This is a genomic window from Nocardia sp. NPDC051756, from assembly GCF_040681495.1.
Classification (GTDB): Bacteria; Actinomycetota; Actinomycetes; order Mycobacteriales; family Mycobacteriaceae; genus Nocardia.
This window is the reverse complement of record NZ_JBFAYV010000006.1, coordinates 723,754-745,028: the sequence shown is the minus strand read 5'-3', so window position 1 is coordinate 745,028 and position 21,275 is coordinate 723,754. Positions and strand designations below refer to the sequence as shown.

General features: G+C 67.8%; 22 protein-coding genes. 12 read left to right on the top strand and 10 right to left on the bottom strand.

Going from position 1 to position 21,275, the window contains the following annotated elements:
* Positions 1–311: 311 nt before the first annotated feature.
* Positions 312–938 carry a 4Fe-4S cluster-binding domain-containing protein gene (locus tag AB0M22_RS29555; protein ID WP_364733672.1) on the top strand — a complete coding sequence of 209 codons (627 nt, stop codon included), beginning with the start codon at positions 312–314 and terminating at the stop codon, positions 936–938.
* Here AB0M22_RS29555 and AB0M22_RS29550 read toward each other — a convergent pair.
* The gene (locus AB0M22_RS29550) at positions 856–2,076 is read right to left on the bottom strand and encodes a helix-turn-helix domain-containing protein (RefSeq protein WP_364733669.1); all 1,221 of its coding nucleotides are present in this window, start codon (positions 2,074–2,076) and stop codon (positions 856–858) included. The two genes, AB0M22_RS29555 and AB0M22_RS29550, sit on opposite strands and share 83 nt — an antisense overlap.
* Positions 2,077–2,418: 342 nt before the next feature.
* Between AB0M22_RS29550 and AB0M22_RS29545 the strand changes: the two genes are divergently transcribed.
* Positions 2,419–2,895 carry an HAD-IIIC family phosphatase gene (locus AB0M22_RS29545; RefSeq protein WP_150401570.1) on the top strand — a complete coding sequence of 159 codons (477 nt, stop codon included), beginning with the start codon at positions 2,419–2,421 and terminating at the stop codon, positions 2,893–2,895.
* A gap of 21 nt (positions 2,896–2,916) precedes the next feature.
* Here AB0M22_RS29545 and AB0M22_RS29540 read toward each other — a convergent pair whose 3' ends face one another.
* Positions 2,917–3,795 (bottom strand): sigma-70 family RNA polymerase sigma factor, encoded by an 879-nt coding sequence (locus AB0M22_RS29540; RefSeq protein ID WP_364733666.1) that lies wholly within the window; start codon positions 3,793–3,795, stop codon positions 2,917–2,919.
* 108 nt (positions 3,796–3,903) lie between these two features.
* Here AB0M22_RS29540 and AB0M22_RS29535 point away from each other — a divergent pair, with 108 nt between their 5' ends.
* Positions 3,904–4,251: a DoxX family protein gene (locus tag AB0M22_RS29535; protein ID WP_364733662.1), complete on the top strand. Its 348-nt coding sequence runs from the start codon at positions 3,904–3,906 to the stop codon at positions 4,249–4,251.
* 1 nt (position 4,252) lies between these two features.
* Here AB0M22_RS29535 and AB0M22_RS29530 read toward each other — a convergent pair whose 3' ends face one another.
* Positions 4,253–5,839, bottom strand: a complete 1,587-nt coding sequence (locus AB0M22_RS29530) for a GMC family oxidoreductase N-terminal domain-containing protein (protein ID WP_364733660.1) — start codon at positions 5,837–5,839, stop codon at positions 4,253–4,255.
* Positions 5,840–6,055: 216 nt separating this feature from the next.
* On the opposite strand from AB0M22_RS29530, the gene AB0M22_RS29525 reads away from it, so the two are divergent.
* Entirely contained in the window at positions 6,056–6,499 is a 444-nt protein-coding gene (locus AB0M22_RS29525) for a nuclear transport factor 2 family protein (protein ID WP_364733658.1), read from the top strand.
* On the opposite strand, the gene AB0M22_RS29520 is transcribed toward AB0M22_RS29525, so the two are convergent.
* Complete coding sequence (locus AB0M22_RS29520; RefSeq protein WP_364733655.1) at positions 6,448–7,464, bottom strand: helix-turn-helix domain-containing protein; 1,017 nt, start codon at positions 7,462–7,464, stop codon at positions 6,448–6,450. The genes AB0M22_RS29525 and AB0M22_RS29520 overlap by 52 nt on opposite strands.
* 96 nt (positions 7,465–7,560) lie before the next feature.
* Between AB0M22_RS29520 and AB0M22_RS29515 the strand changes: the two genes are divergently transcribed.
* Positions 7,561–8,019, top strand: a complete 459-nt coding sequence (locus AB0M22_RS29515; protein ID WP_364733653.1) for a hypothetical protein — start codon at positions 7,561–7,563, stop codon at positions 8,017–8,019.
* Here AB0M22_RS29515 and AB0M22_RS29510 read toward each other — a convergent pair.
* Genes AB0M22_RS29510 through AB0M22_RS29485 form a run of 6 tightly spaced genes read right to left on the bottom strand, consistent with a single transcriptional unit; the run spans position 8,006 to position 13,628 of the window.
* Positions 8,006–8,584, bottom strand: coding sequence for a TetR family transcriptional regulator (locus AB0M22_RS29510; protein ID WP_364733650.1), 579 nt, complete (start codon positions 8,582–8,584; stop codon positions 8,006–8,008). The genes AB0M22_RS29515 and AB0M22_RS29510 overlap by 14 nt on opposite strands.
* A gap of 28 nt (positions 8,585–8,612) precedes the next feature.
* Entirely contained in the window at positions 8,613–10,082 is a 1,470-nt protein-coding gene (locus AB0M22_RS29505) for an FAD-dependent oxidoreductase (RefSeq protein ID WP_364733647.1), read from the bottom strand.
* A 12-nt stretch (positions 10,083–10,094) separates the two neighbouring features.
* Complete coding sequence (locus tag AB0M22_RS29500) at positions 10,095–10,532, bottom strand: carboxymuconolactone decarboxylase family protein (protein WP_364733645.1); 438 nt, start codon at positions 10,530–10,532, stop codon at positions 10,095–10,097.
* A complete protein-coding gene (locus AB0M22_RS29495) occupies positions 10,529–11,398 on the bottom strand; it encodes an NAD(P)-dependent oxidoreductase (RefSeq protein WP_364733642.1) in 870 nt (289 codons plus the stop codon). Before AB0M22_RS29495 ends, AB0M22_RS29500 begins: the two co-directional genes overlap by 4 nt.
* A complete protein-coding gene (locus AB0M22_RS29490) occupies positions 11,395–12,144 on the bottom strand; it encodes an SDR family oxidoreductase (protein ID WP_364733639.1) in 750 nt (249 codons plus the stop codon). Before AB0M22_RS29490 ends, AB0M22_RS29495 begins: the two co-directional genes overlap by 4 nt.
* Positions 12,145–12,158: 14 nt before the next feature.
* Complete coding sequence (locus tag AB0M22_RS29485; protein WP_364733637.1) at positions 12,159–13,628, bottom strand: aldehyde dehydrogenase; 1,470 nt, start codon at positions 13,626–13,628, stop codon at positions 12,159–12,161.
* Positions 13,629–13,928: 300 nt separating this feature from the next.
* Here AB0M22_RS29485 and AB0M22_RS29480 point away from each other — a divergent pair, with 300 nt between their 5' ends.
* From AB0M22_RS29480 to AB0M22_RS29450, 7 genes are all read left to right on the top strand, one after another.
* Entirely contained in the window at positions 13,929–15,131 is a 1,203-nt protein-coding gene (locus tag AB0M22_RS29480) for a cytochrome P450 (RefSeq protein ID WP_364733634.1), read from the top strand.
* Positions 15,131–15,907, top strand: a complete 777-nt coding sequence (locus AB0M22_RS29475) for an SDR family oxidoreductase (protein ID WP_364733631.1) — start codon at positions 15,131–15,133, stop codon at positions 15,905–15,907. The genes AB0M22_RS29480 and AB0M22_RS29475 overlap by 1 nt, the downstream gene beginning before the upstream one ends.
* Positions 15,904–16,110: a ferredoxin gene (locus AB0M22_RS29470; protein WP_364733628.1), complete on the top strand. Its 207-nt coding sequence runs from the start codon at positions 15,904–15,906 to the stop codon at positions 16,108–16,110. Before AB0M22_RS29475 ends, AB0M22_RS29470 begins: the two co-directional genes overlap by 4 nt.
* Entirely contained in the window at positions 16,110–16,652 is a 543-nt protein-coding gene (locus AB0M22_RS29465; protein ID WP_364733625.1) for a nuclear transport factor 2 family protein, read from the top strand. The genes AB0M22_RS29470 and AB0M22_RS29465 overlap by 1 nt, the downstream gene beginning before the upstream one ends.
* Complete coding sequence (locus AB0M22_RS29460; protein ID WP_364733623.1) at positions 16,646–17,899, top strand: hypothetical protein; 1,254 nt, start codon at positions 16,646–16,648, stop codon at positions 17,897–17,899. Before AB0M22_RS29465 ends, AB0M22_RS29460 begins: the two co-directional genes overlap by 7 nt.
* A gap of 26 nt (positions 17,900–17,925) precedes the next feature.
* Complete coding sequence (locus AB0M22_RS29455) at positions 17,926–19,530, top strand: acyl-CoA synthetase (RefSeq protein WP_364733620.1); 1,605 nt, start codon at positions 17,926–17,928, stop codon at positions 19,528–19,530.
* Between the two features lie 110 nt (positions 19,531–19,640).
* Positions 19,641–21,233 (top strand): succinic semialdehyde dehydrogenase, encoded by a 1,593-nt coding sequence (locus AB0M22_RS29450; RefSeq protein WP_364733617.1) that lies wholly within the window; start codon positions 19,641–19,643, stop codon positions 21,231–21,233.
* Positions 21,234–21,275 lie beyond the last annotated feature (42 nt).

Genomic DNA, 21,275 nt, shown 5'->3' with positions numbered 1-21,275 from the left:
GCTTGTGCCAGTGGTGATCAGGGAGCGCTGCCGGTGCCGCAACGTCACCGTTCGTACTGTTCGAAACTTCACGACGCCCAATTACGCATTGTCCCGCGAAATATGGTATCCACTGACCTGATCATTATTTCCCAGAATTTCTTCGATTTACCTATTTTGACTTCGCCTACGCGGGAATGGTTGTTGCCGAAATCCTCGATCATGGAGTGATGTCGAGTGTTCGGCGGACAGACAGCAGGCATCGGCGCCACGAGGCTCACTAGGTGAGGACGCGGGGCCGCTCCGCCGCCCCGCGGCAAGACTCAGGAGAGATGAACGTGCACTCCAGTCGGCACCCGGACCGAGCAACGATGCTGTTGTCGCACCTGCGTTTTCCGGTCGGGAACATCGGTTACGGAATTCGGGCCGGCATTTGGCTGCCGGGTTGCCGGGTCTTCTGTCGCGCCTGCCTCGCCGGAAACACCTGGGTGTTCGACGAATCCACCCGATGCGGCGTCGAGGCGATACTCGACTGGCTGCGGGAGTTGCCCGCCGAGCAGCTCGACGGCGTGACGATCTCCGGCAGCGAACCGACCGGCCATCCCGTGGCGCTGCGCGCCCTGCTCGACGGAATCAACTGCTGGCGTGCGGACTCGACCCGTCCCACCGACATCCTGCTCTACTCGGGCCGCTCCACTGCCGCGCTGGCCGAGCAGCTCCCGTGGCTGGCTACGTCGGTGGATGCGCTGGTCACTGAGCATCCTCTTGCGTCCGAGGCGAGCTGCCCCACGCTGCGCGGCGTGGCGAACCGCGAGGTGGTCGTCGGTTCGCCACTCGGTACGCGACGCTATGCCACAGTCGAATTCGAGAGCGACCTCATGTCGTCCGATAGCTACGCGCGACCAGGGCTGATCGCAGGTACCACAGCCCCGACGGTTGCGATGGGTCGAAGCCGGTGAGCTGACCGATGCGCTTGAGCCGGTAGTCCACGGTGTTGGTGTGCACGTGCAGGACCCGGGCGGTGCGCTGGCGGTTGAGGTTGTTGGCGATGTGCCGCTGCAAGGTCTCCAGGAGTTCCGGGTGCTCGTCGAGCGGGTCGAGCAGCTGACCGAGGTACTCGCGGCCGGGGCCCGGGCGGGTGAGCTGGTATTCGAGCGCGAGTTCGTCGAAGCGGTACAGGCCGGGCACCGCCTCCAGCCGCTGCACCATGTCGAGCAGCTCGTGGGCCTGGTCGGCGGCGTTGGGGATCTGTTCGGGGGTGCCATCGATCATGGTCGCGGTGATGCCGACCTGTGCGGCGTGCGACAGCTGGATCACCAGGGCGTCGTAGCCCGCGTTGTCGAAGGTGGCCGCGGGAATGAGGATGGTGCCGCCGTCGACGCTCAGCAGCGACAACGCGCTGTCGCCGCAGCGGGTGGCGAGTTCGGCCTGCACCCGTCTGAGCTTGCGGCGCGCGACGACCTGACTGTCCAGCATCGGATTGTGTTCCTCCCGATGCGGCGGAATCGCCACGGCCAGCACGGCGTACGAGGTCGCGATGGCGATCCCGCATTCGCGCGCCATGGTGGAGGTGCTGTGCCCGCCGAGCAGCGCGGAGGTCAGCGTGTGCACCGCGGTGTGGTGCTCGCTGACCACCGCGCGCAGTTCCCGGATGTAGGCGACCGAGACCGCCGAGCTGATCATGTCCAGCATCTCCAGCACCATCTTGGCGCCGTCGACCAGGCTGTCGTAGTCCTTGATCGACGCATCCGAGATCACCAGGTCCAGGCCCATCTTGAAGCCCTCGTGGATGGAGTGGTGGATGGTGTCGATCGGCACGCCCTCGCGCGCCCAGCTGGAGGCGGCGTCCTGGAGGCGCTGCAACTTCTCCGGAATGTCCTGGCCGTCCAGCATACTGACCGCGAACTCGAGGCAGACCCTGGTGATGGTGGTGACGTCGCCGGAGATCGCGTCGGCGGGCAGCGTGCCGCAGGGGATGACGTTTTCGACGAAGTGCCCGACCATCTGCCGCGATAACGCGCGAACATCCTTGAGCGGGGACGACATCGGCCTGCCTGCCAGAGTCAGGCTCTGCCGTGCTGAGTTGTCGATCGACATTGACGACTTCCTTCCGCCCCCGGGAGATAGCTGTGCGGCGCATTCACACTAAACGGTCCATACCTGCTGCGGATCGATTACGCGGGTTCTATGACGGCCATCAGAGACTGGTCGGTTGGTGGTTGTGTTGCGTCACAGCGGTTGTCCGGTAAATCCGGTACCGCCGGTTCTGTCGGTTGCCGGGAGTGTGGCGGGCCCTTTCGGTAGGATCGCTGCGCCGGGCTTGTCCCAGGAACCAGGGGCTTGCCGGGCATGTGCCGGGCCGGAGAGGGTGAGCTGTACCCATCTGCCGCACGTGCACGCCAGGGAAGGCAGAGACGACGCGATAGGGGGCTAGGACACATGAGACCGGCTCTGAGATGTCTTGTCTGGGAACTGGACAACACATTGTGGGACGGCGCGGTGAGCGACCGGACCAGCGGCGCGCTCCGGCCCACCGCGCTGCGCACGTTACGCCTGCTCAGCGAGCGGGGCATCTGGCATGCCGTCGCCAGTCGCGGCGATCGCGAGTGGACGCTGGACAAGCTCTACCGGCACGGCGTCTACGAGATGTTCTCCGCCCTCGAAATCGGCTGGGGGCCGAAGTCTTCGGCGATCAGCCGGATCGGTCTCACGCTCGGGTTGACGCTGGACACCATCGGCTTCATCGATGACGAGCCGGTCGAACGCGCCGAGGTGTTGCGCGCGCTGCCCAAGGTTCGCTGCTACGCGGCGCGCAATGTGGACGTGCTGCCGGCCATGCCCGATTTTCGGCCGGTCCTGCCCACCGGGCCCAATCCGACGCCGCCGGTCGGGTTTGCCCGGGTGCCCGCGCTGTAGCGGTTGCGGTGCGGCCCAGTGCTATTGGGGGAGCACCGCCAGATCGAGTTCGAGCAGACGGGCGGGATCGGCGATCACCTCGTAGCCCGCGACCCGATCGTCGCGCACCGTAACCGCAAGGGCGAGCAGCAGTTCGCCGCGCGGTGCGACGACGATGCCGACCGCGCCGCCGACCATCGCCAGCGCCGCCACCCGCGAACGACGTTGCAGTAGAACCGTTTCCTTCGCCACCGCGGCAGCGCCACGCACCACCGCCGATAGACCCGCCGGCAGCGCGGCCGGGTCGGCGACCCGGATCACGTCGGGGGCCAGCACGGCGAGCAAGGCGGTGAGATCGCCGCCACGCGCCGCGGTCAGGAACGCTTCGACCACATGCCGTTGCTCGGCGAGTTCGGTTGCCGTCGCGGTTGTTTCACCCTGTACCCGCTGACGCGCGCGACTGGCCAGCTTCTTCGTGGTCGGCGTGGTCCGCCCGACGATCGGCGCGATCTGGTCGAACGGCAGCGCGAACAGATCGTGCAGCACGAACGCCACCCGCTCGTCGGGGCCGAGCGTATCCAGGACCACCAGCAGGGCCCGGCCGACCGAGTCGATCAGCACCGCCTCGTGTTCCGGGTCGCTGTCGTAGGCGGCGTCGCCCAAGTCGGCGACCAGGTCCAGGGGTTCCTCGCGGCGGGCGGTGCGCGAGCGCAGCATGTCCAGGCAGATCCGCGACACGACCGTGGTCAGCCAGCCGACCAGGTTGTCCAGCTCGTCGGTGTCCTGCCGCGCCAGCCGGAACCAGGCCTCCTGCACGGCGTCATCGGCCTCGCTGACCGACCCGAGCATCCGATACGCGACCGCCCGCAGATGGCTCCGATGCGTGTCGAAACGCTGCGCCAGCAGGTCCTGAGCGGGCATCGGTCACCTTTCCGTTCCGTCATCCGTCACACGGTCGACCAGCACACAGCGCCGATCTGCCATCACGATCGCAGACCGGTCGCAGCACGAAACAGGAGGGTGTCACCCATGTCCATCGCCTACGTCATCGTCACCATCGCCGCGGCGGCCGCCATGCTCATCGCGTCGGGCATCGACGTCTTCCGCGCGCAATGGGTGCGGAACAACATGCGCAGCTACGGCATCCCGGACTGGACGCTGTATCCGCTGGCGGTGATCAAGGCGGCCGGCGCACTCGGCCTGCTCGCCGGACTCGCCGTCCCGCCACTGGGCTTGGCCGCCGCTATCTGCCTCGTCCTCTATTTCCTCGGCGCGATCCTCACCATCGTCCGCGCCCGCGGTTACGGCGACCTGGCCTATCCCATGCCCTACCTGGCCTTGGCCGCCGCGTCGCTGGTCTTGTTCGTCGCGTCCTGAACTACCCGTTCTGGATGAACTTGGCCGCCTGCTCGCCGATGAACACGGCGGGCGCGTGCGTGTGGCCGCGGATGAGCATCGGCATCACCGAGGCATCGGCGACGCGAAGACCCTGCACGCCACGCACTTCCAGGTGTGGCGTGACGACGCTGGCCACGTCGGTGCCCATCCGGCAGGTACCGACCGGGTGATACAGGGTGTGCGAGTAGCCGTTCAGGGTGAGTTCGAGGGTGGCTTCCAATTCGGCCGGAGCCTGCGGCGGGTAGATGATCGGTCCCAGAACGGCTTTCATCGCCGGGGCGGCGGCGATGTCGGTGCAGGTGCGCAGGCCGGACATGAGTGCCGCGCGGTCGATGCCCGCGCTGTCGGATAGGTAGCGCGGGTCGATCAGCGGCTTGGCGGCCGGATCGGCCGAGGCCAGGGTGATCCGGCCGCGGCTGTGCGGGCGCAGCAGCACGGTGGCCAGGATGACGCCGTGCTCAGTGGGGTCGACCAGGCCCTCGTAGTAGAACGGCGCCGGGGCGAAGATCATTTCGAGGTCGGGCAGGTCCAGATCGGGCCGGCTGCGCACGAATCCGTACGCCTCACCGACATTCGAGGTGAGCATGCCGCGATGCCGGACCAGGTAGTCGATGAGCTGGCGCGGCTTCTCGGCGGCGAACAGCGAGTCCTCGGCCACGCCGTAGCCGACGCCGGTGACCAGATGGTCCTGGAGGTTCGCGCCCACCTCGGGCGCGTGCCGCAGCGCGCGAATGCCCTGGCGCGCCAACTCGTCCCGGTCGCCGATCCCCGAAAGCATCAGCAGCTGCGGGCTGTTGATCGCGCCGCCGCACAGCACCACCTCGCGCCGCGCGGTGACCGTGTGCGGGCCGCCGCCCTGGTGGTATTCGACGCCGACCGCCTGGGTGCCCTCGAACAGCACCCGGGTGGCCAGCGCCTCGCTGCGGATGGTCAGGTTCGGTCGGCGCAGCGCGGGCCGCAGGTAGCCGTCGGCGGTACTCCAGCGCTTGCCGCCGCGCTGGGTGACCATGGTTTCGCTGAAGCCTTCCGGCTCCGGCCGATTCGGCGGCTCGACGTCGAAACCCGCCTCCCGCACCGCGGCCAGGTACGCGGCGGTCAGCGAGCGAGGGCTGCGCTGGCGCGAGATGTGCAAAGGCCCGTTGGCGCCCTCGTCCGGATACTGTGCGTCCTCGACGCTTTCGATCCGCCGGAACTGCTCGACCGCGGCCGCGAAACCCCACTCGTCGCCGGCCAGCAATGCCCACTCGTCGTAGTCGGCGCGGAATCCGCGCACCCACATCATCGCGTTCATCGACGACGAGCCGCCGAACATCTTGCCCCGCGGCCAATAGATCTGCCGGTTCTTGAGTTCCGGCTGCGGCTCGGTCAGATAATCCCAATCCACTTCGGAGCGAAAGAGTTTCGCGAAGCCGGCCGGAATGTGGGCGAATTTGTTCTTGTCCGCCGGTCCTGCCTCCAGCAGCACGACCGAGGTATTCGGATCGGCACTGAGTCGATTGGCCAGCACCGCGCCCGCGGATCCGGCGCCGACGATCACGTAGTCCGCGATAAGCCCACCTGGTTGCACTATCCACTCCGATCTGCGCTGCCTACGGCAAAGATACGAGCAAGGGGTGCACCGGGGTTCGATTTCGGCGCATCGGGATAGAAGTCACCGACTGTGGCGCCAGAGGAACAGATAGAGTAGTGAGGTGCGTGAGGACAGTCACAAAACGATCGATCGGTCGTATTAATTGATAGTCTCAGCAGAGACCATGCGGTTCCCTTTGATCGAGAGGCTGTGATGGATATGTATGACGACGAGCGCGAACGCAAGATCGCGATGATCGGGCAGTTCTACGAGTTCATCTCGGCGACGCAGTACGAGAAGCTCTACGAGTTGTGCACCGACGACGTGCGGATGTCGATCCCGTACCAGCTGCCGGGTTTCCCGAATCAGGGCGAAGGCAAGGACAATCTGCGGCAATTGAACGGTGCAATGGACAATTACTCGTCCACCGCGCAATCGGTGGTCAAGGTCGAACCCATGCTGAACCCCGACAGTTTCCTGGTCGAGGTCAAGGGCGACATGGTCGTTCGGGAAACCGGCAGGCCGTATCGCAACGACTATGTCAATATCTTCCGCTTCCGCGACGGCAAGATCTGCGAATGGGTCAGTTACCACGACCCGGTGCGTCAGCTCGTCGCCTTCGGCTTCACCGAACTGCCGATCCCCGCCGAATCCTGATCGTCGGTCGCCGCATACGCCACCCGGAAACGAGACGGCGACGTGCCGTAGCGATCGACGAACGCCTGCCGCAGCGTCTCGGCCGAGCCGAACCCGCATCGGGTGGCGATCCCCGCGATCGGCAACCGGGTGCCGGCCAGCAGCTGGGCCGCGGCCTCGGTGCGTGCGCGGCGGACGAAACGACCCGGCGTATGGCCGAGCTCGGCGACGAACAATCGGGTGAGATGCCGTTCGCTGACCCCGATTTCGGCCGCCAGCACGCTCGCGGACAGATCCTGGTCGAGGCGGCTGTTGATGAAGGCCACCGCGCGCCGGACCAGGTCGTGATCGGCGGGCGGCGGCGCGACGAACATGCTCATCTGCGCCTGGTTGCCCGGTCGATGCAGATAGGTGACCTGCGCCCGGGCGATCTGCCGGGCGATCTCGGCGCCGTGATCGTCCTCGATGAACGCGAGCGCGAGATCGAAGGCGCTGGTCACGCCCGCGGCCGTGGTCACGTTCTGCTGGCGGATGTAGATCGGGCCCGCGTCGACGGTGACCGCCGGATAGCGCGCGGCCAGCCAGTCCGCGAAGATCCAGTGCGTGGTGATCCGCTTGCCGTCGAGTAGTCCTGCGGCGGCGAGGATTTCGGCGCCCGTGCAGACCGAGGCGACCCGGGTGCTGGCCGCGGCGAGGCGGCGGATATGGCCGACGGTGCGGGCACTGTCCGCGGCGATCCGGCTGCCGAATCCGCCGACGACGATCAGGGTGTCCAGCGGTCCGGTGAGCCGTTCGAGGCAGGCTTCGCCGCGCAACACCAGTCCCGACTGTGTGCTGATGTCGTGGCCGCCGGGCGTGGCCAGCCGCACCCGGTACTGCGGATCGGCGCCGAGCCGGTTCGCCACGTCCATGCAGCTGGAGACCGCGGAGATCTCGACCAGCTCGCTGTCGTGGTAACCGACGATGACGACTTCGTGCGCCTGCACCCGTCCAGGGTACGTCGATCGACCGGCTTCCCAAGATTTCGGACATCATCGGGCGGAACCGTTGTCCTGCGGTCTGTGCCGGGGGACGGTGACGTCATGGTCTTCGAATCGTCTACCGCGACCGCGGCTCCCGTATTGAACGCGCTGTCCGCCGTGTTGAAGCGGCGCTGGCCGACATTGCTCGGGCTCGCCACGGTGCTGGTCTTCGCCGTCGCGGCGCCGGACGCGTCCTGGATCGGCGTGCTGGTCCTGATCCTCGCCGCGCTCGCCTACCCGGCGTTCGGCCTGTATCGCAGGCACCTGCACGGCGGGAAGGTGTTGCTGGTGCAGGCTGCGGCGCTGGTCGGCTTCATCGGTCTCGCGACGGTGCTGCTCTTCGTGGACGGCACCGCCGGTCGCCTGGTGCTGGCCTCGGGCTTTCTCGCGCATGCGGTGTGGGATTTCGCGCATCATCGCGCGGACCTGATGGTGCCGCGCTGGTACGCGGAGTTCTGCGCGGTGGTCGACGTGCTGGTCGCGGCGGCGCTGGTGCTGGGTGTCGTTATTTCAGGATGAGCAGGGCGGACTTCTCGATGCGGTTGGCGATTTCGGAGTAGGACGCGTAGCCCATGCCGGCTCGGACCAGCGCGCCCGCGTAGAGCAATTCGAGTGACTCGACCACATCGGGATCCGCGTTCTCGCCGAGGGCCCGGATGATCCGCTTGCGGATCTCGGCGCCGATGCGGCCGCGCAGGTGCACCACATCGGGGTCGCGGCCGAGCAGGGCGCTGGTCACCGCGCCGGAGAGTTCTTGTTCGTCGGCGACGAGCAGCGCGATGTTGCGCAGTTCGGCGACCACCCGGACGGTCGGGTCCTGGTCGTCGCTGGCCGGGGACGGGGTGGAAACCAAACGGCGCCAGAAGATCTCGGCGACCAGGTGTTCCTTCGAGGAGAAGTAGGTGTAGGCGGTGGCCGCCCCGACGCCGGCCGCGGCGGCGACCATCCGGATGGTCATGCCCGCAAACCCTTCGCGGGCAAGCACTTCCACCGCCGACCTGGTGAGCTTGTCGACGGTGTCGGCCTGTTTCCCGGACAGCCTGCGGCGGGTCGCCTCGAGAATCACGGAATCGGGTTCGGACATGTGTCTGGATACTACTCCCGCTGGTAGTTCAGTTCTTCGCGGCGGCGATGCCGGCCCGGCGGCCGTAGAAGCTGCCGTCGCCCAGGGACGCTCCGCTCACGTACCCGCCGGCGCAGAGTCCGGAGGTGCAGCGTCCGGCGGCGAACAGGCCGGGGATCGGCTCGCCGGAGACGTGCAGCACCCGGGAGTCCAGGTTGGTGCGCAGTCCGCCGAGCGTGAAACCCGCGGTGAATCCGCGCATGTCGAACGCTGCGAGGGAACCTTGCAGGGGCCGAACCCATTCCGGCTTCTTGCCGAGCAACGGGTCCTTGCCGTCGGCGGCGTGCAGGTTGTAGCAGTCGACGGTGGCCTGCAATGCCAGCGTGGGCAGTCCCATGTCGGCTTCGAGTTCGGCCACCGTTTCGGCGGCCCAGGTCGGCGGCTGGCGGAAGAACGGGGTGGAGGTCTCGGTGGCGAGTCCGGCCTCGTAGGACGCCTCGTCGATGACCAGGAACGCCTGGTTCTCCTGCTGGATCAGCGTCGCCTGGCCGATCCGGCCGGGGTAGGTGTCCTCGGCGATGAACCGCTGGCCGCGCCCGTTGACCAGGATGCCGCGCGCCATCAGCTGAGGGTCGCCGAAGAAGGCCACCTCGGTCGCGTCCATGTGCGCCAGCTCGGCGCCGAGGGCCTGCGCGACCCGGATGCCGATGCCGTCGTGTTCCTCGATCGCGGCGGCCGGCCTGCCGATCAGGCGCGGTGCGTAGCCCTCGATCATCTGTTGGTGATAGGCGAAGCTGCCGGTGGCCAGGACCAGGCCGCGGTCGGCACGGATGGCCACCTCCTTGCCGTAGCGCTTGGCGATCACCCCGACGACCCGGTCGTCGTCGTCCACGATCAGTCGGCCGAGCCGCAGGTCGTATTCGACTCGGACGCCGAGCGATTCGGCGGTCTCGGCCAGCGGTTTCATCAGCATGTAGCCGCCGCTCTTGCGGCCGATCTTCTTGTCCGCCATCTGCGGAACATGGCCGCGCGGAGCGGGTTTCGCGATCGCGTTGAACGGTGCGGCGTTCTCGCCGCCGGAGTACATGAGTCCCTCGTCGTGCGGCGGCTCCCAGCCGGGCTCGCCCCAGAACGCCTCGCGGAACGGCACACCGTTGGCGACGAGCCAGTTGTAGTGCTCGACGCTGCCGTGGGCGTAGTCGCCGATCTTGGCCTTGTCCACGCCGGGGCCGAGCGCAGCCAGCAGGAACGTCTCCATGTTCTCCGGGGTGTCCTCGAAGCCGAGCGCCTGCTGGAGGGGCGTGCCGCCGCCGAGGTAGATGAATCCGCCCGCCATCGCGGCCGCGCCACCCCAGCCGCCGGTGCGTTCCAGGATCAGCACGTCGGCGCCCGCCCGGGCGGCCTCGATCGCCGCGCAGACCCCGGCGATGCCGTAACCGGCGACGACGACGTCGGCCTGCTGGTCCCACTCGGTGACGCTGCTCGCGCGCAGCGGGCGAAGGGTGCTGGCATCAGACATGTTTCGGGTCCTTCACTCGGTGCGTTCGGCTTGTTGCCGACGGGCGTGGGGCGCTTGCGAGGACGAATGTCCGAGGCCGCCCTTCTTTTGTTGCGCCACAATGGTGCCCACCAGGAGGTCGAGTTTGGTGCCGTTCGGCCAACCTACGTAGTGGCAGAGGAACACCGCTATCTCGTGCAGCTGTTCCTCGGTCAGTTCCTCGTTGCGCAGCGCGGCGCCGATCTGGATGCCCGCGGTGTCGATGGCGCCCTGCGCGGTGAGCGCGCCGAGCAGGATCAGCCTGCGGTCGCGGATGGACAGCGCGGGGCGCGACCAGATGTCGGCGAACAGGTGATCGGCGGTGACGGCGAAGTGGCTGCCGGGGTAGTCCTGGAACTCGGTGCCGTACACCTCGGCCATCTTGGCCAGGCCGCGCTCGCGGGCGGAATCGGCGGAACCGTTGTCGGTCATGGGGTTTGCCTTTCGGAGACGCCGACGCCGAGCCCGGGGCCGAGCCGGTCGAGGGCGAGTTCGGCGAGGGGAATCGGGATGTCGAGCCGGCCGGCGAGGTCGAGGGCGAGGCTCAGGTCCTTCTCGCCGAGGTCGCGCACGTGCTGGAAGATCGGTAGCCAGAAGTCGCCGTCCTCGATGGGGGCGGCGGTGTTGCGCAGCATGATGGCGCCGGGTCCGCCGGTGACCGCGTCGGAATGACGAACCACCTTGCCGAGCAGGGCGATATCGAGCCCGGCGGCCTCGGCCAGGCGCAGCGCCTCGGTGACGGCGGTGAAGGAGACGAAGTGGACCAGGTTGCGCGCCAGCTTCATTCGGGTTCCGGCACCGACCGGTCCGGCGTGCACGATCAGGTCGGCGAAGCAGCCGAACGGCGCTTGCACCCGCTCGAACGCGGCCTCGCTGCCGCCGACCATCACCGCGAGCGTGCCTTTCGCCGCGCCCGGCCGGCCGCCGCTCACCGGTGCGTCGACGAATTCGACACCGTGCGCGGCGCATTCGCCGGCCAGTTCCTCGGCGGTCTGATCGCTGATGGTCGAGTGCACGGCCACCACGGTTCCCGGTGCGGCACTGCGCAATATCCCCCCGGGGCCGGTGAGCACGTCGCGTACCTGTGCGTCGTTCACCACCGCGACCGAGATGATCGTGGCCCGGTCGGCGACCTCGGCCGGTGAGGAGGCGGAATCGGCCCCCGCCTCGGTGTACGGCTGCACCGCTTCGGCGCGCACATCGCAGACGGTGAGTCCGCCCGGCCAGTCGAGCAGCCGTTTGGCCATCGGCGCGCCCATCGCGCCGAGGCCGATGAAGCCGAGCTTGGCGTCGGTCATGCGCGAAACACCTGTCCGCCATCGACATTGAAGATCTGCCCGGTGACCCAGCTCGACTCGTCGGAGAGCAGATACAGGCATGCGCCGACCAGATCGGCCGGGGTGCCCATTCGCTTGAGCGGCAGCCGGTTCACCATGTCCTCGACAATGGCCGCGGGAGTCACCGTCTTGGTCGCGTCGGTGTCGATGGGACCCGGGGCGATGGCGTTGATCCGGATGTTCGAGCCGCCGAGTTCGAACGCCAGCTGCTGGGTCAGGCCGTTGATGCCGACCTTGGCCAGGCCGTAGAAGCTGGAGTAAGTCCATGCGGCGGTAGAGGATTGGTTGACGATCGAGCCGCCCGCCTTGCGCATGTGCGGCCAGACCGCGCGAGTCATGTTCAGCGCGCCGTCCATGTTCACGCTCATGAACTTCTTGTAGTACTCCCACGGCACGGTGAGCAGCAGGTTGAGTTTCATCTCGCCGTAGATGGCGGCGTTGTTGACCAGATGATCGATGGCGCCGAACTCGGCGACCGTCAATTCGGCCAGGGCGGCGGCGGATTCGGGCTCGGCGACGTCGACCTGACCGAACAGCGCGGTGCCGCCGTCGGCGGTGATCTTCTCCACGATCGCCCGGCCGCCCTCGGCATTCTTGTCGGCGACAACGACTTTCGCGCCCTCGGCGGCCAGCGCCGCGGCGTAGGCGGCGCCGATGCCCTGGGCGGCGCCGGTGACGATGACGGATCTTCCCGCGAAACGGGCCATGACAGGTGCTCCTCTTATCCAGCGGTCGCGATCAGCTTGGTTTCCAGGTATTCCTCGAACCCGGCGACGCCCATCTCCCGGCCGATGCCGGATTGCTTGTATCCGCCGAAGGGCGCGTCGGCGGAGTACCAGACGCCGCCGTTGACGCTCAGCGTCCCGGTGCGAACGCCGTTGGTGACGTGCCGGATTCGGTTTGGGTCGGTGCCCCAGACCGAGCCGGACAGGCCGTAGGGGGAGTCGTTGGCCAGCCGGATGGCGTCGTCGTCGCCGTCGTAGGGGATGACGACCAGGACCGGGCCGAAGATCTCCTCGCGGGCGACGGTCGCGGTGTTGGGGACGTCGGCGATCAACGTGGGCTCGAGGAAGAAGCCCCGCTCCTGGTTCTTCGGGCGGCCGCCGCCGACCACGATGCGGCCGCCTTCGGAGCGGGCGATGTCCAGGTAGCGCTCGACGCGGGTGCGTTGCCGCTCGGAGATGAGCGGCCCGCACACCGTGCGCGACTCGGCCGGATTTCCGGGCTTGATCCCGGCAATGGTCGCGGCCGCCGCCTGCACCGCCTCGTCGTAGGCGGCGCGGGGAACGAGTAGTCGCGTGGTGATCGCGCAGCCTTGACCGGCGTGCACGCACACCGAAAACGCCGCCACCGCACAGGCTCCCGCGATATTCGCGTCGTCGAGCACGATGAACGCCGATTTGCCGCCGAGTTCCAGGAACGCCTTCTTGAGTGTCGTTGCGGCGCCGCGCATTACCGCGCGCCCGGTCTGCGTCGAGCCCGTGAAGCTGATCAGGTCGACCAGCGGATGCTCGGTGAGTTGCGCGCCGAGCCCATGGTCGGCGGAGGTCACGATGTTCACCACGCCGGCCGGAATGTCGGTCTCCTCGGCGAGGATCGCGCCGACCGCCGCCGCGCACCACGGTGTGTCCGGAGCGGGCTTGAGCACCACCGTGTTTCCGGCGGCGAGCGCGGGACCGAGCTTGGCGAAGGTGATCTGATGCGGGAAGTTCCACGGGGTGATCGCGCCGACCACGCCGACGGGCTCGCGGCGCAGCACCCTGCGGGTCTTGATGCCCATCGGTTCCGCCAGGCCGAGATCGGTTTCCCAGCTGTAGGTTTCGGCCAGCGACGCGGAGTAGGCGAGGTCGGCGACCGGACCCTCCAGTTGCGGGCCGCGGGTGAACATGGCGGGCGCGCCCGCCTCGGCGATGGTCAGCTCGCGCAGCTCTTCGATGTGCGATTGCAGTGCGGTGCGCAGTTGTTCGAGGCAGTGCGCACGGAAGGCGTGGTCGCGGGACCAGTCGGTCTGGTCGAAGGCGGTGCGGGCGGCGGTGACCGCGGCATCCAGGTCCGCGGCGTTCGCGTTCGCGGCGTGGCCGAGGACCTCCTCGGTCGCCGGATTGATCGTGGCGAAGACGCCGTCCCCGCCCTCGACGAGCTTGCCGCCGATCAGCAGGCGCGCACCGTCAGCGGGCAGAAGGCTGGTCATGCGTATCTCCGATGCTGTCTGGACAGGTGTACGGAATATAGTCTCCGGCGTCGATTGTCGGCAAGAACAGGTTCTAACTCTGCCATTCTGGACCAAGCATCGAAGCGCCGTCGCAGAATCTGCGCGGTTCTCGGGCGCGTCCAGGGGTTCGTGCGCAATGGTGTTGGTAAACCACCGGAAACGTTGTCGGAGGTGTAGGCCGATGGTACCGTCCAGACACATGTCCAGCTATGTGTCTCTGTCCGGTTCGGTGCGCGATTCCGATCGAGAGAACTTGTTCTCGAATGGTGGGTGGGTGTCGTGACGGCCGCGTTGGAGCCTTTGACGTTCGACCCGTACGACTACCGGTTCCACGAGGACCCGTACCCGACCTATCGCCGGTTGCGCACCGAGGCTCCGCTCTACTACAACGCCGAACTGGATTTCTGGGCCCTGTCCAGGCATGCCGACGTGACCAACGGATTCCGCGACGCCGTCCGGCTGTCCAGTGCCAACGGCGTATCCCTCGATCCGGCCGCCTGGGGACCGCACGCGCACCGGGTGATGTCCTTCCTGGCCATGGACGATCCGCGGCACCTGCGCATGCGCCGGCTGGTCTACAAGGGCTTCACGCCGAAGCGGGTGGCCGAAATGCAGGGCCGGATCAAGGAATTGACCCTGTCCTACCTCGAACCGGCCATCGCGGAAGGATCGTTCGACTGGATCGACGAGGTCGCGGGCAAGCTGCCGATGGACGTGATCTCCGAGCTGATGGGCGTGCCCGCCAGCGACCGGGTCGAGATCCGCAGGCTCGCCGACCTGGTCGTGCACCGCGACGACGGCGTGCTGGACATTCCGCCGGCCGCGATCGAGGCCTCGATCAAACTGCTCACCTACTACACCGAGATGGTGGCCGAGCGTAAACGCACGCCGAGCGCGGATCTGACCTCGGCGCTGCTGGCGGCCGACGTCGACGGCGACACCCTGTCCGATGAGGAGATCATCGGGTTCCTGTTCCTGATGGTGGTCGCGGGCAACGAGACCACGACCAAGCTGCTCGGCAACGCGCTGTACTGGGGTGCGCGCAATCCGGGGGAGTACGCCAAGGTCGTGGCGGAACCCGCGCACGTGTCGGATTGGGTGGAGGAGACGCTGCGCTACGACACCTCCAGCCAGGTAATCGCGCGCTCGGCCACCACGGATCTGGACTATCACGGCGGCACCATCCCGGCCGGGGCGAAGGTGCTGCTGCTGATCGGCTCGGCCAACCGCGATCCCGCCGTGTTCGACGACGGCGACAGCTTCCGGATCGACCGCGCCGACAAGGCCGGGCTGGCGAGTTTCGGTGCGGGCGTGCACTACTGCCTCGGCGCGCACCTGGCCCGGCTGGAGGCCACGGTCGCGCTGCGCGAATTCGCCGCCCGGGTGCGGTCGTACGGCGTCGTGGATACCGGGGTCGTGCGCGTGCATTCGTCGAATGTGCGCGGCTTCGCGCAGCTGCCCATCGTCGTGGAGGCGAGATAATGCCCCGATTCGAACCCCATCCGGAGCGCCGCCCGGTGCTCGTCGCCGGCGCGTCGTCCGGCATCGGCGCGGGTACCGCCGTCGCGCTCGCCGAACTCGGGTATCCGGTCGCGCTCGGCGCGCGCCGGGTCGAGCAGTGTGCGGAACTGGCGGACAAGATCCGCGCCGACGGCGGCGAGGCGTTCGCGCACCGCCTCGACGTCACCGATGCCGCGTCGATCGACGAGTTCGTGACCGCGGCCGAGAAGGCGTTGGGCCCCTTGGAGATTCTGGTCTCCAGTGCCGGGGACATCGAGTTCTCGCCGGTGCACGAGATGGACCCGGAGCGGTTCCTGGCGCAGGTCGATGTGCATCTGATCGGTGCGCATCGGCTGGTGCACCGGGTGCTGCCCGGCATGCTCGAGCGGCAGCGCGGCGACGTCGTGCTGATCAGCTCGGACTGTGCTCCCGAACCGCGGCCGCGCACCGGCGCCTACAGCGCCGCCAAGGCCGGTCTGGAGGCGATGGCGCAGCAGATGCGAATGGAACTGGAAGGCACCGGGATTCGCGCCTCGCTGGTGCGCCCGGGGCCGACGCTCACCGGCATGGGCATGAATTCCACGCCGGAAGTGGTCGGTCCGCTGCTGGAAGCCTGGAAGGACTGGGGCTTCGCCCGGCATCCGAACATGTTGCGCCCGAGCGACCTTGCCGCGGCGGTGGTGGCCGTCGTGTCTACCCCGCGTGGCGCGCATCTCGTCCTCGTCGAGGTTCAGCCGGAAGCGAAGGTGAAACCGTGAGAGTCATTGCCGATCTGGACCTGTGCCAGGGCCACGCCGTCTGTCAGGACGAGGCGCCGGACGCGTTCCGCGTGCCCAAGCACGGCCAAGTCGAAATCCTGCTGGACGCAGCGGAACCCGCTGATCGCGCCGGCATCGAGCGTGCCATCAAATATTGCCCGACGCAGGCGTTGTCGCTTGCCCCGACGGAAGGTGGCCGGTGATGGTCGCGCGGGACGAACTCGACGAGATGGTCCGCCGCTGGCGGATCGAGAACCAGCGCTGCGAGGAGAAGGGCGACTGGAAGCCGTTGGCGCAGATGTACACCGAGGACGCCACCTACGGCTGGAACTACGGCCCGACCCAGGAATTCATGGCCGTCGGCCGCGACGAGATCCGCGAGCTCGCCCTCGGCCAGGAGATGCAGGGACTCGACGGCTGGACCTATCCGTATCAGGAGTTCGTCGTCGACGACCGCAGCGGCACCGTCATCGGCTTCTGGAAGCAGGTGTCGGAGGTGAAACGCCCGGACGGACGGCCGTTCTCGCCCGAGGGCATCGGCGGCAGCTGGTTCCGCTACGGCGGCGACTACCAATGGTCCTGGCAGCGGGACTTCTTCGACTTCGGCAACGTCTCGCACATGTTCCTGGAGATGATCACCGGCAAGGTGCTGCCTGCGGGGATGCAGAAGCGCATCGAACGCGCGGGCGGCGGACCGCTGCCCGGGTGGTATCCGGTAGGCCGAGGCCCGGCCTCGCTGTGGTGAATGCCGTGCCGGAGAGCAACTTCGAGCAGCTTTCCCGGGCACAGCTCGCCACACTGCTGCCCGAACTGCTGCTGTGCGGCCATCTGATCGACCGCTCCGGCATGGCCCACACCATCGCGGCGTTCGGCCGGGACGGGATGACCGCCGTCGCCATCGAGGAGTGGCAGCTGGCCAGTCCGATCTACACCCGGCGCATGCAGCGCGCGTTCGGGTTCACCGGTGACGATGTGGTCACCATCTTCAAGGGTTTGCAGCTGGATATCGGCGCCCCACCGCAATTCATGGACTTCCGGTTCCGGGTCGACGACCGCGATCACGGTGAGTTCTGGCTCGATCACTGCGGTGCGCTGCTGGACGTGGAGCCCATGGGGGACGACTTCGTGCTGGCGATGTGCCACGACATCGAGGATCCGACCTTCGACGCGACCGCGCTGGCCACCAATCCGCACGCGCAGGTCCGGCCGATCCATCGTCCGCCGCGTCGGCCCGCCGACCGAAAGCCGATGTGTGCGTGGACAGTTACCATCGACGCCGCGCACGTGCCGCCGCAGGTCCCGCCGAACACGACTCGGATTGCGGCATCGGCCGCCGCCCGGCTGGTGCTTGCCGACATCGATGCCGAAGACGAAGGCCGATCCGACTACGCGGGCCCGCTACTGAGTGACCTTCGCTTCGCGGACTTCTCGAAGTCGGCACTGGTGCGCATGGCGGATGAGGTGTGCCTGCAACACCATCTGCTGACCCTCGGGTTCTTGATCGCGCTGCGTTCCCGGCTCGATCCGACGGCGGCAATCGAGCTGTGCCGCAAGCAATTCGCGGGCATCGCCGGACTGACCGCCGAACGGCTGCGCAAGGCGCTGAACCTGGGCGACGACGCGGCCGCCTTGGCGACCGTGCTGCGTCTACATCCGGCATGGAATCCGCTGCCCTACACCGGCATCCGCGTCACCGAAGGCGACAACGTCCGACTGATCATTCCGCGCGACAGCGCCGCACAGTCCGACGGCGCTTGGCCCGCCCTGATCGACGCCGACCACCTCGCGCCCATCGATGCGATGGCCCGCGGGGTGAACCCCCGATTCGCCGCGCACACAGTCGATTCCACCGAGCAAGAGCTGACCATCGAGATCAAGCTCGGGGAGAAACCGTCCCGCGAGTCGACCGAGGTCGCCCTGACCCGATTCAGCACGGGCGCCGCCTTCGCCTTCGCCGACCGCGGCATCCCGCTGCCGCTGACGGTGGTGTGAGATCCGTATCGAGAGAGTGAATTGCCGTGGCACGTAACTTCGCCGACCTGTTCGAGCATTCCGTCGACGCGATGCCCGATCGGGTGGCGCTGCTGACCGGCGACCGCCGCCTGACCTTCGCCGAGGTGGACGCGCGCGCGAACCGGCTGGCCGCGCACCTGACGGCCGCGGGAATCCGCGCGGGCACCCACGTCGGTTTCCAGATGCACAACGGCATCGAGACGATGGAGACGCTGCTCGCCTGCTTCAAGGTCCGGGCCGTGCCGATCAATATCAACTATCGCTACGGCGTCGAGGAACTGCGTTACGTCTACGCCAACGCCGACCTGCGCGCGCTGGTCTACCACTCCGCCTACGCCGCCGCGGTGCACGCGGCCGCGGCGCAGGTCAGCTCGCTGCACCACCGGATCGTGGTGCCCGACGACACTGTCGATACCGATCCGCCGGTCGACGCCGTGCACTACGAGGACGCGCTCGCCGCCGGTTCCGCCGACCGCGACTTCCCCGAGCGCAGCGCCGACGACCTGTTCATGATGTACACCGGCGGCACCACGGGCCTGCCCAAGGGCGTGATGTGGCGTCAGGAAGACATGTGGCGGGTGCTCGGCGGCGGCATCGACTTCTACACCGGTGTCCCGGTGGCCGACGAGTACGAACAGTCCCGGGTCGGCGCGCAGGGGACGCAGAGCACGTGGTTCGTGCTGCCGCCGCTGATCCACGCGGCCGCCATGATGCCGACCTTCGCCGCCCTGTGGTCCGGCAACGCCGCGCTCTTCGAGCCACGATTCGACGCGAACCTGGTGTGGCAGGCGGTCGTCCGGCATCGCCCGCAGGTCATGGTCATCACCGGCGACGCCATGGCGCGGCCGCTGCTCGACGCCTACCGCGCCGCGCCCGTCGACGCGTCCGGGCTGCTGGCCATCGGCTCCGGCGCCGCGCTGCTGTCCCAACCGGTGAAGAACGAACTGCTGGAACTGTTTCCGGCGCTGGTCGTCACCGACTCCATCGGCTCGTCGGAAACCGGTTTCGGCGGAATGGGTTTCGTGCAGAAGGACGACGATCCCGGGCGCGGGCCGCGGGTGCAGATCGGCCGCGGATCGATCGTGGTCGACGACGACGGGCATCCGGTCCGGCCGGGCGAGGAGGGGTGGCTGGCGAAGGCCGGGTCGATCCCGCTGGGCTACTACAAGGACCCGGTCAAGACCGACAAGCTGTTCAAGACCGTCGACGGCGTGCGCATCGTGGTCACCGACGATCGCGCGCGGATCGAGGCGGACGGGTCGGTCACCCTGCTCGGCCGCGGCAACATGGTGATCAACACCGGCGGCGAGAAGGTGTTCGTCGAAGAGGTCGAGAGCGTGGTCAAGTCGCACGACGGCATCTATGACGCGGTGGTGGTCGGCGTGCCGCACGAGCGCTGGGGCTGGCAGGTCGCCGCCGTGGTCTCGGTGTCCGAACCGGTGGATTACGCCGAGCTGATCGCACACGTCCGCAAGCACCTGGCCGGCTACAAGGTGCCCAGGCGGATCTGGCTGGCCGAGGTCATCGTCCGCGCCCCCAGCGGCAAGCCGGACTACCGCTGGGCCAAGGACTACACCGTGCGGCACGCGCCGGACCATCAGGCGGACTGAGCCATGAGACTGCGCGAACGCCCACGCCGGGCAATAGGAACGTGTTCTAATTCGGGAACGAGTACCGGCCCGATACCTGCGGGGATTCCGCACGTCATGGAGAAGTCCCGATGACCACTGAGACCACCAAGAGCCCGACCGCGGCGCTACCCGCGCGGATCGACGGAGCGCTGATCGAGCGGTTGACCGACCTGGTCGTCGCCGACGGTACCGTCGCACCGTACTCGATGACCGAGGTCTACACCGGCGCTGTGGTCGGTGAACTCCCGCAGTCCAGCCCGGCCGACGTCGCCGCCGCGGCCGCGACCGCCCGTGCGGCACAATCGGAATGGGCCGCGCTGCCCGTGCGTCGCAGGCTCGAGGTCTTCGAGCGGATGCACGAACTGATCCTCACCGAGGTCGAGACCATCGCCGATCTCATCCAGGTCGGTTGCGGCAAGACCCGCCGGATGGCCGTCGAGGAGTCGTGCGACGTGCCGATGGTGATCAGCCACTACCTGAAAACCGCACGCCGCGTGCTGCGTTCGAAGCGGCGCGGCGGTGCGATGCCGATCATCACCAGCTCGACCGAGGAACACCGGCCCAAGGGCTTGGTCGCGGTGATCGCGCCGTGGAACTTCCCGTTCGCCATCGCGCTCTCCGATGCGATGCCCGCGCTGATGGCGGGCAACGGGGTAATTCTCAAGCCGGACAACAAGACCGCGCTGTGCGTCCTGTTCGGCGTCGAGCTGCTGCACCGGGCGGGACTGCCGCGCGGGCTGGTTCAGGTGGTGTGCGGTGAGGGGCCGGATATCGGTCCCAGCCTGATCGACGCCGTCGATTTCGTCATGTTCACCGGCTCGACCGCGACCGGACGAGTGGTCGGCGAGCAGGCCGGGCGCAATCTGATCAGTTGCAGCCTGGAACTCGGCGGCAAGAACCCGATGCTCGTGCTCGCGGACGCGAACCTGGACGAGGCGATCGCCGGGGCCGCGTTCGCGGTGTTCGCCAACTCAGGACAGGCGTGCATGCACATCGAGCGGATCTACGTGCACCGCAGCCGGTTCGACGAGTTCGTGCGCGGATTGGTCGCTGCCGCCGACGAATTGAACGGCAAGATCGGGGCGGCCTACGACTATGCCCCGGAATTCGGTTCGCTGGTCTCGGTGCAGCACCGGGATCGGGTCGCCGAGCACGTCGAGGATGCCCGCGCCAAGGGCGCGACGGTGCTGACCGGCGGCAAGGTTCGTCCCGACGTCGGTCCGGCGTTCTATGAGGCGACCGTGCTCACCGGCGTCACGCCGGAGATGACGCACGCGACGCTGGAGACCTTCGGTCCGGTGGTGAGCGTCTACCCGTTCGACGACGAGCAGGCGGCCATCCGGCTCGCCAACGACACCGACTACGGCCTGAACGCGAGCGTGTGGAGCCGGGACCTGGCCCGCGCCAACCGCATCGCCGCCCAACTCCAGGCGGGCAATATCAACATCAACGACGGGTTCGTGGCGACCTACGCGGCCAAGGGCACCCCGTCGGGCGGGGTGAAGCAGTCCGGCGTCGGCACGCGGCACGGCGACCAGGGCCTGCTCAAGTACACCGACACGGTGAACGTCGGCGTGCTCAAACGGCAAGTGCTGTCGGCACGTTCGGGGCAGCCGTACGAGAAGCAACTGAAGACGACGCTGATGTCGCTGCGGCTGATGCGCCGGACCAGGCTGCGCTGAGCATATTCGCTGCGCCGAGGGGCGCGGTTCGCAGTACCACCT

Bases quoted from the DNA above. Each gene is read 5' to 3' on its own strand.
- AB0M22_RS29555 (WP_364733672.1), top strand. From the start codon at position 312: ATGAACGTGCACTCCAGTCGGCACCCGGACCGAGCAACGATGCTGTTG.
- AB0M22_RS29550 (WP_364733669.1), bottom strand. From the start codon at position 2,076: ATGTCGATCGACAACTCAGCACGGCAGAGCCTGACTCTGGCAGGCAGG.
- AB0M22_RS29545 (WP_150401570.1), top strand. From the start codon at position 2,419: ATGAGACCGGCTCTGAGATGTCTTGTCTGGGAACTGGACAACACATTG.
- AB0M22_RS29540 (WP_364733666.1), bottom strand. From the start codon at position 3,795: ATGCCCGCTCAGGACCTGCTGGCGCAGCGTTTCGACACGCATCGGAGC.
- AB0M22_RS29535 (WP_364733662.1), top strand. From the start codon at position 3,904: ATGTCCATCGCCTACGTCATCGTCACCATCGCCGCGGCGGCCGCCATG.
- AB0M22_RS29525 (WP_364733658.1), top strand. From the start codon at position 6,056: ATGGATATGTATGACGACGAGCGCGAACGCAAGATCGCGATGATCGGG.
- AB0M22_RS29515 (WP_364733653.1), top strand. From the start codon at position 7,561: ATGGTCTTCGAATCGTCTACCGCGACCGCGGCTCCCGTATTGAACGCG.
- AB0M22_RS29510 (WP_364733650.1), bottom strand. From the start codon at position 8,584: ATGTCCGAACCCGATTCCGTGATTCTCGAGGCGACCCGCCGCAGGCTG.
- AB0M22_RS29505 (WP_364733647.1), bottom strand. From the start codon at position 10,082: ATGTCTGATGCCAGCACCCTTCGCCCGCTGCGCGCGAGCAGCGTCACC.
- AB0M22_RS29500 (WP_364733645.1), bottom strand. From the start codon at position 10,532: ATGACCGACAACGGTTCCGCCGATTCCGCCCGCGAGCGCGGCCTGGCC.
- AB0M22_RS29495 (WP_364733642.1), bottom strand. From the start codon at position 11,398: ATGACCGACGCCAAGCTCGGCTTCATCGGCCTCGGCGCGATGGGCGCG.
- AB0M22_RS29490 (WP_364733639.1), bottom strand. From the start codon at position 12,144: ATGGCCCGTTTCGCGGGAAGATCCGTCATCGTCACCGGCGCCGCCCAG.
- AB0M22_RS29485 (WP_364733637.1), bottom strand. From the start codon at position 13,628: ATGACCAGCCTTCTGCCCGCTGACGGTGCGCGCCTGCTGATCGGCGGC.
- AB0M22_RS29475 (WP_364733631.1), top strand. From the start codon at position 15,131: ATGCCCCGATTCGAACCCCATCCGGAGCGCCGCCCGGTGCTCGTCGCC.
- AB0M22_RS29465 (WP_364733625.1), top strand. From the start codon at position 16,110: ATGGTCGCGCGGGACGAACTCGACGAGATGGTCCGCCGCTGGCGGATC.
- AB0M22_RS29450 (WP_364733617.1), top strand. From the start codon at position 19,641: ATGACCACTGAGACCACCAAGAGCCCGACCGCGGCGCTACCCGCGCGG.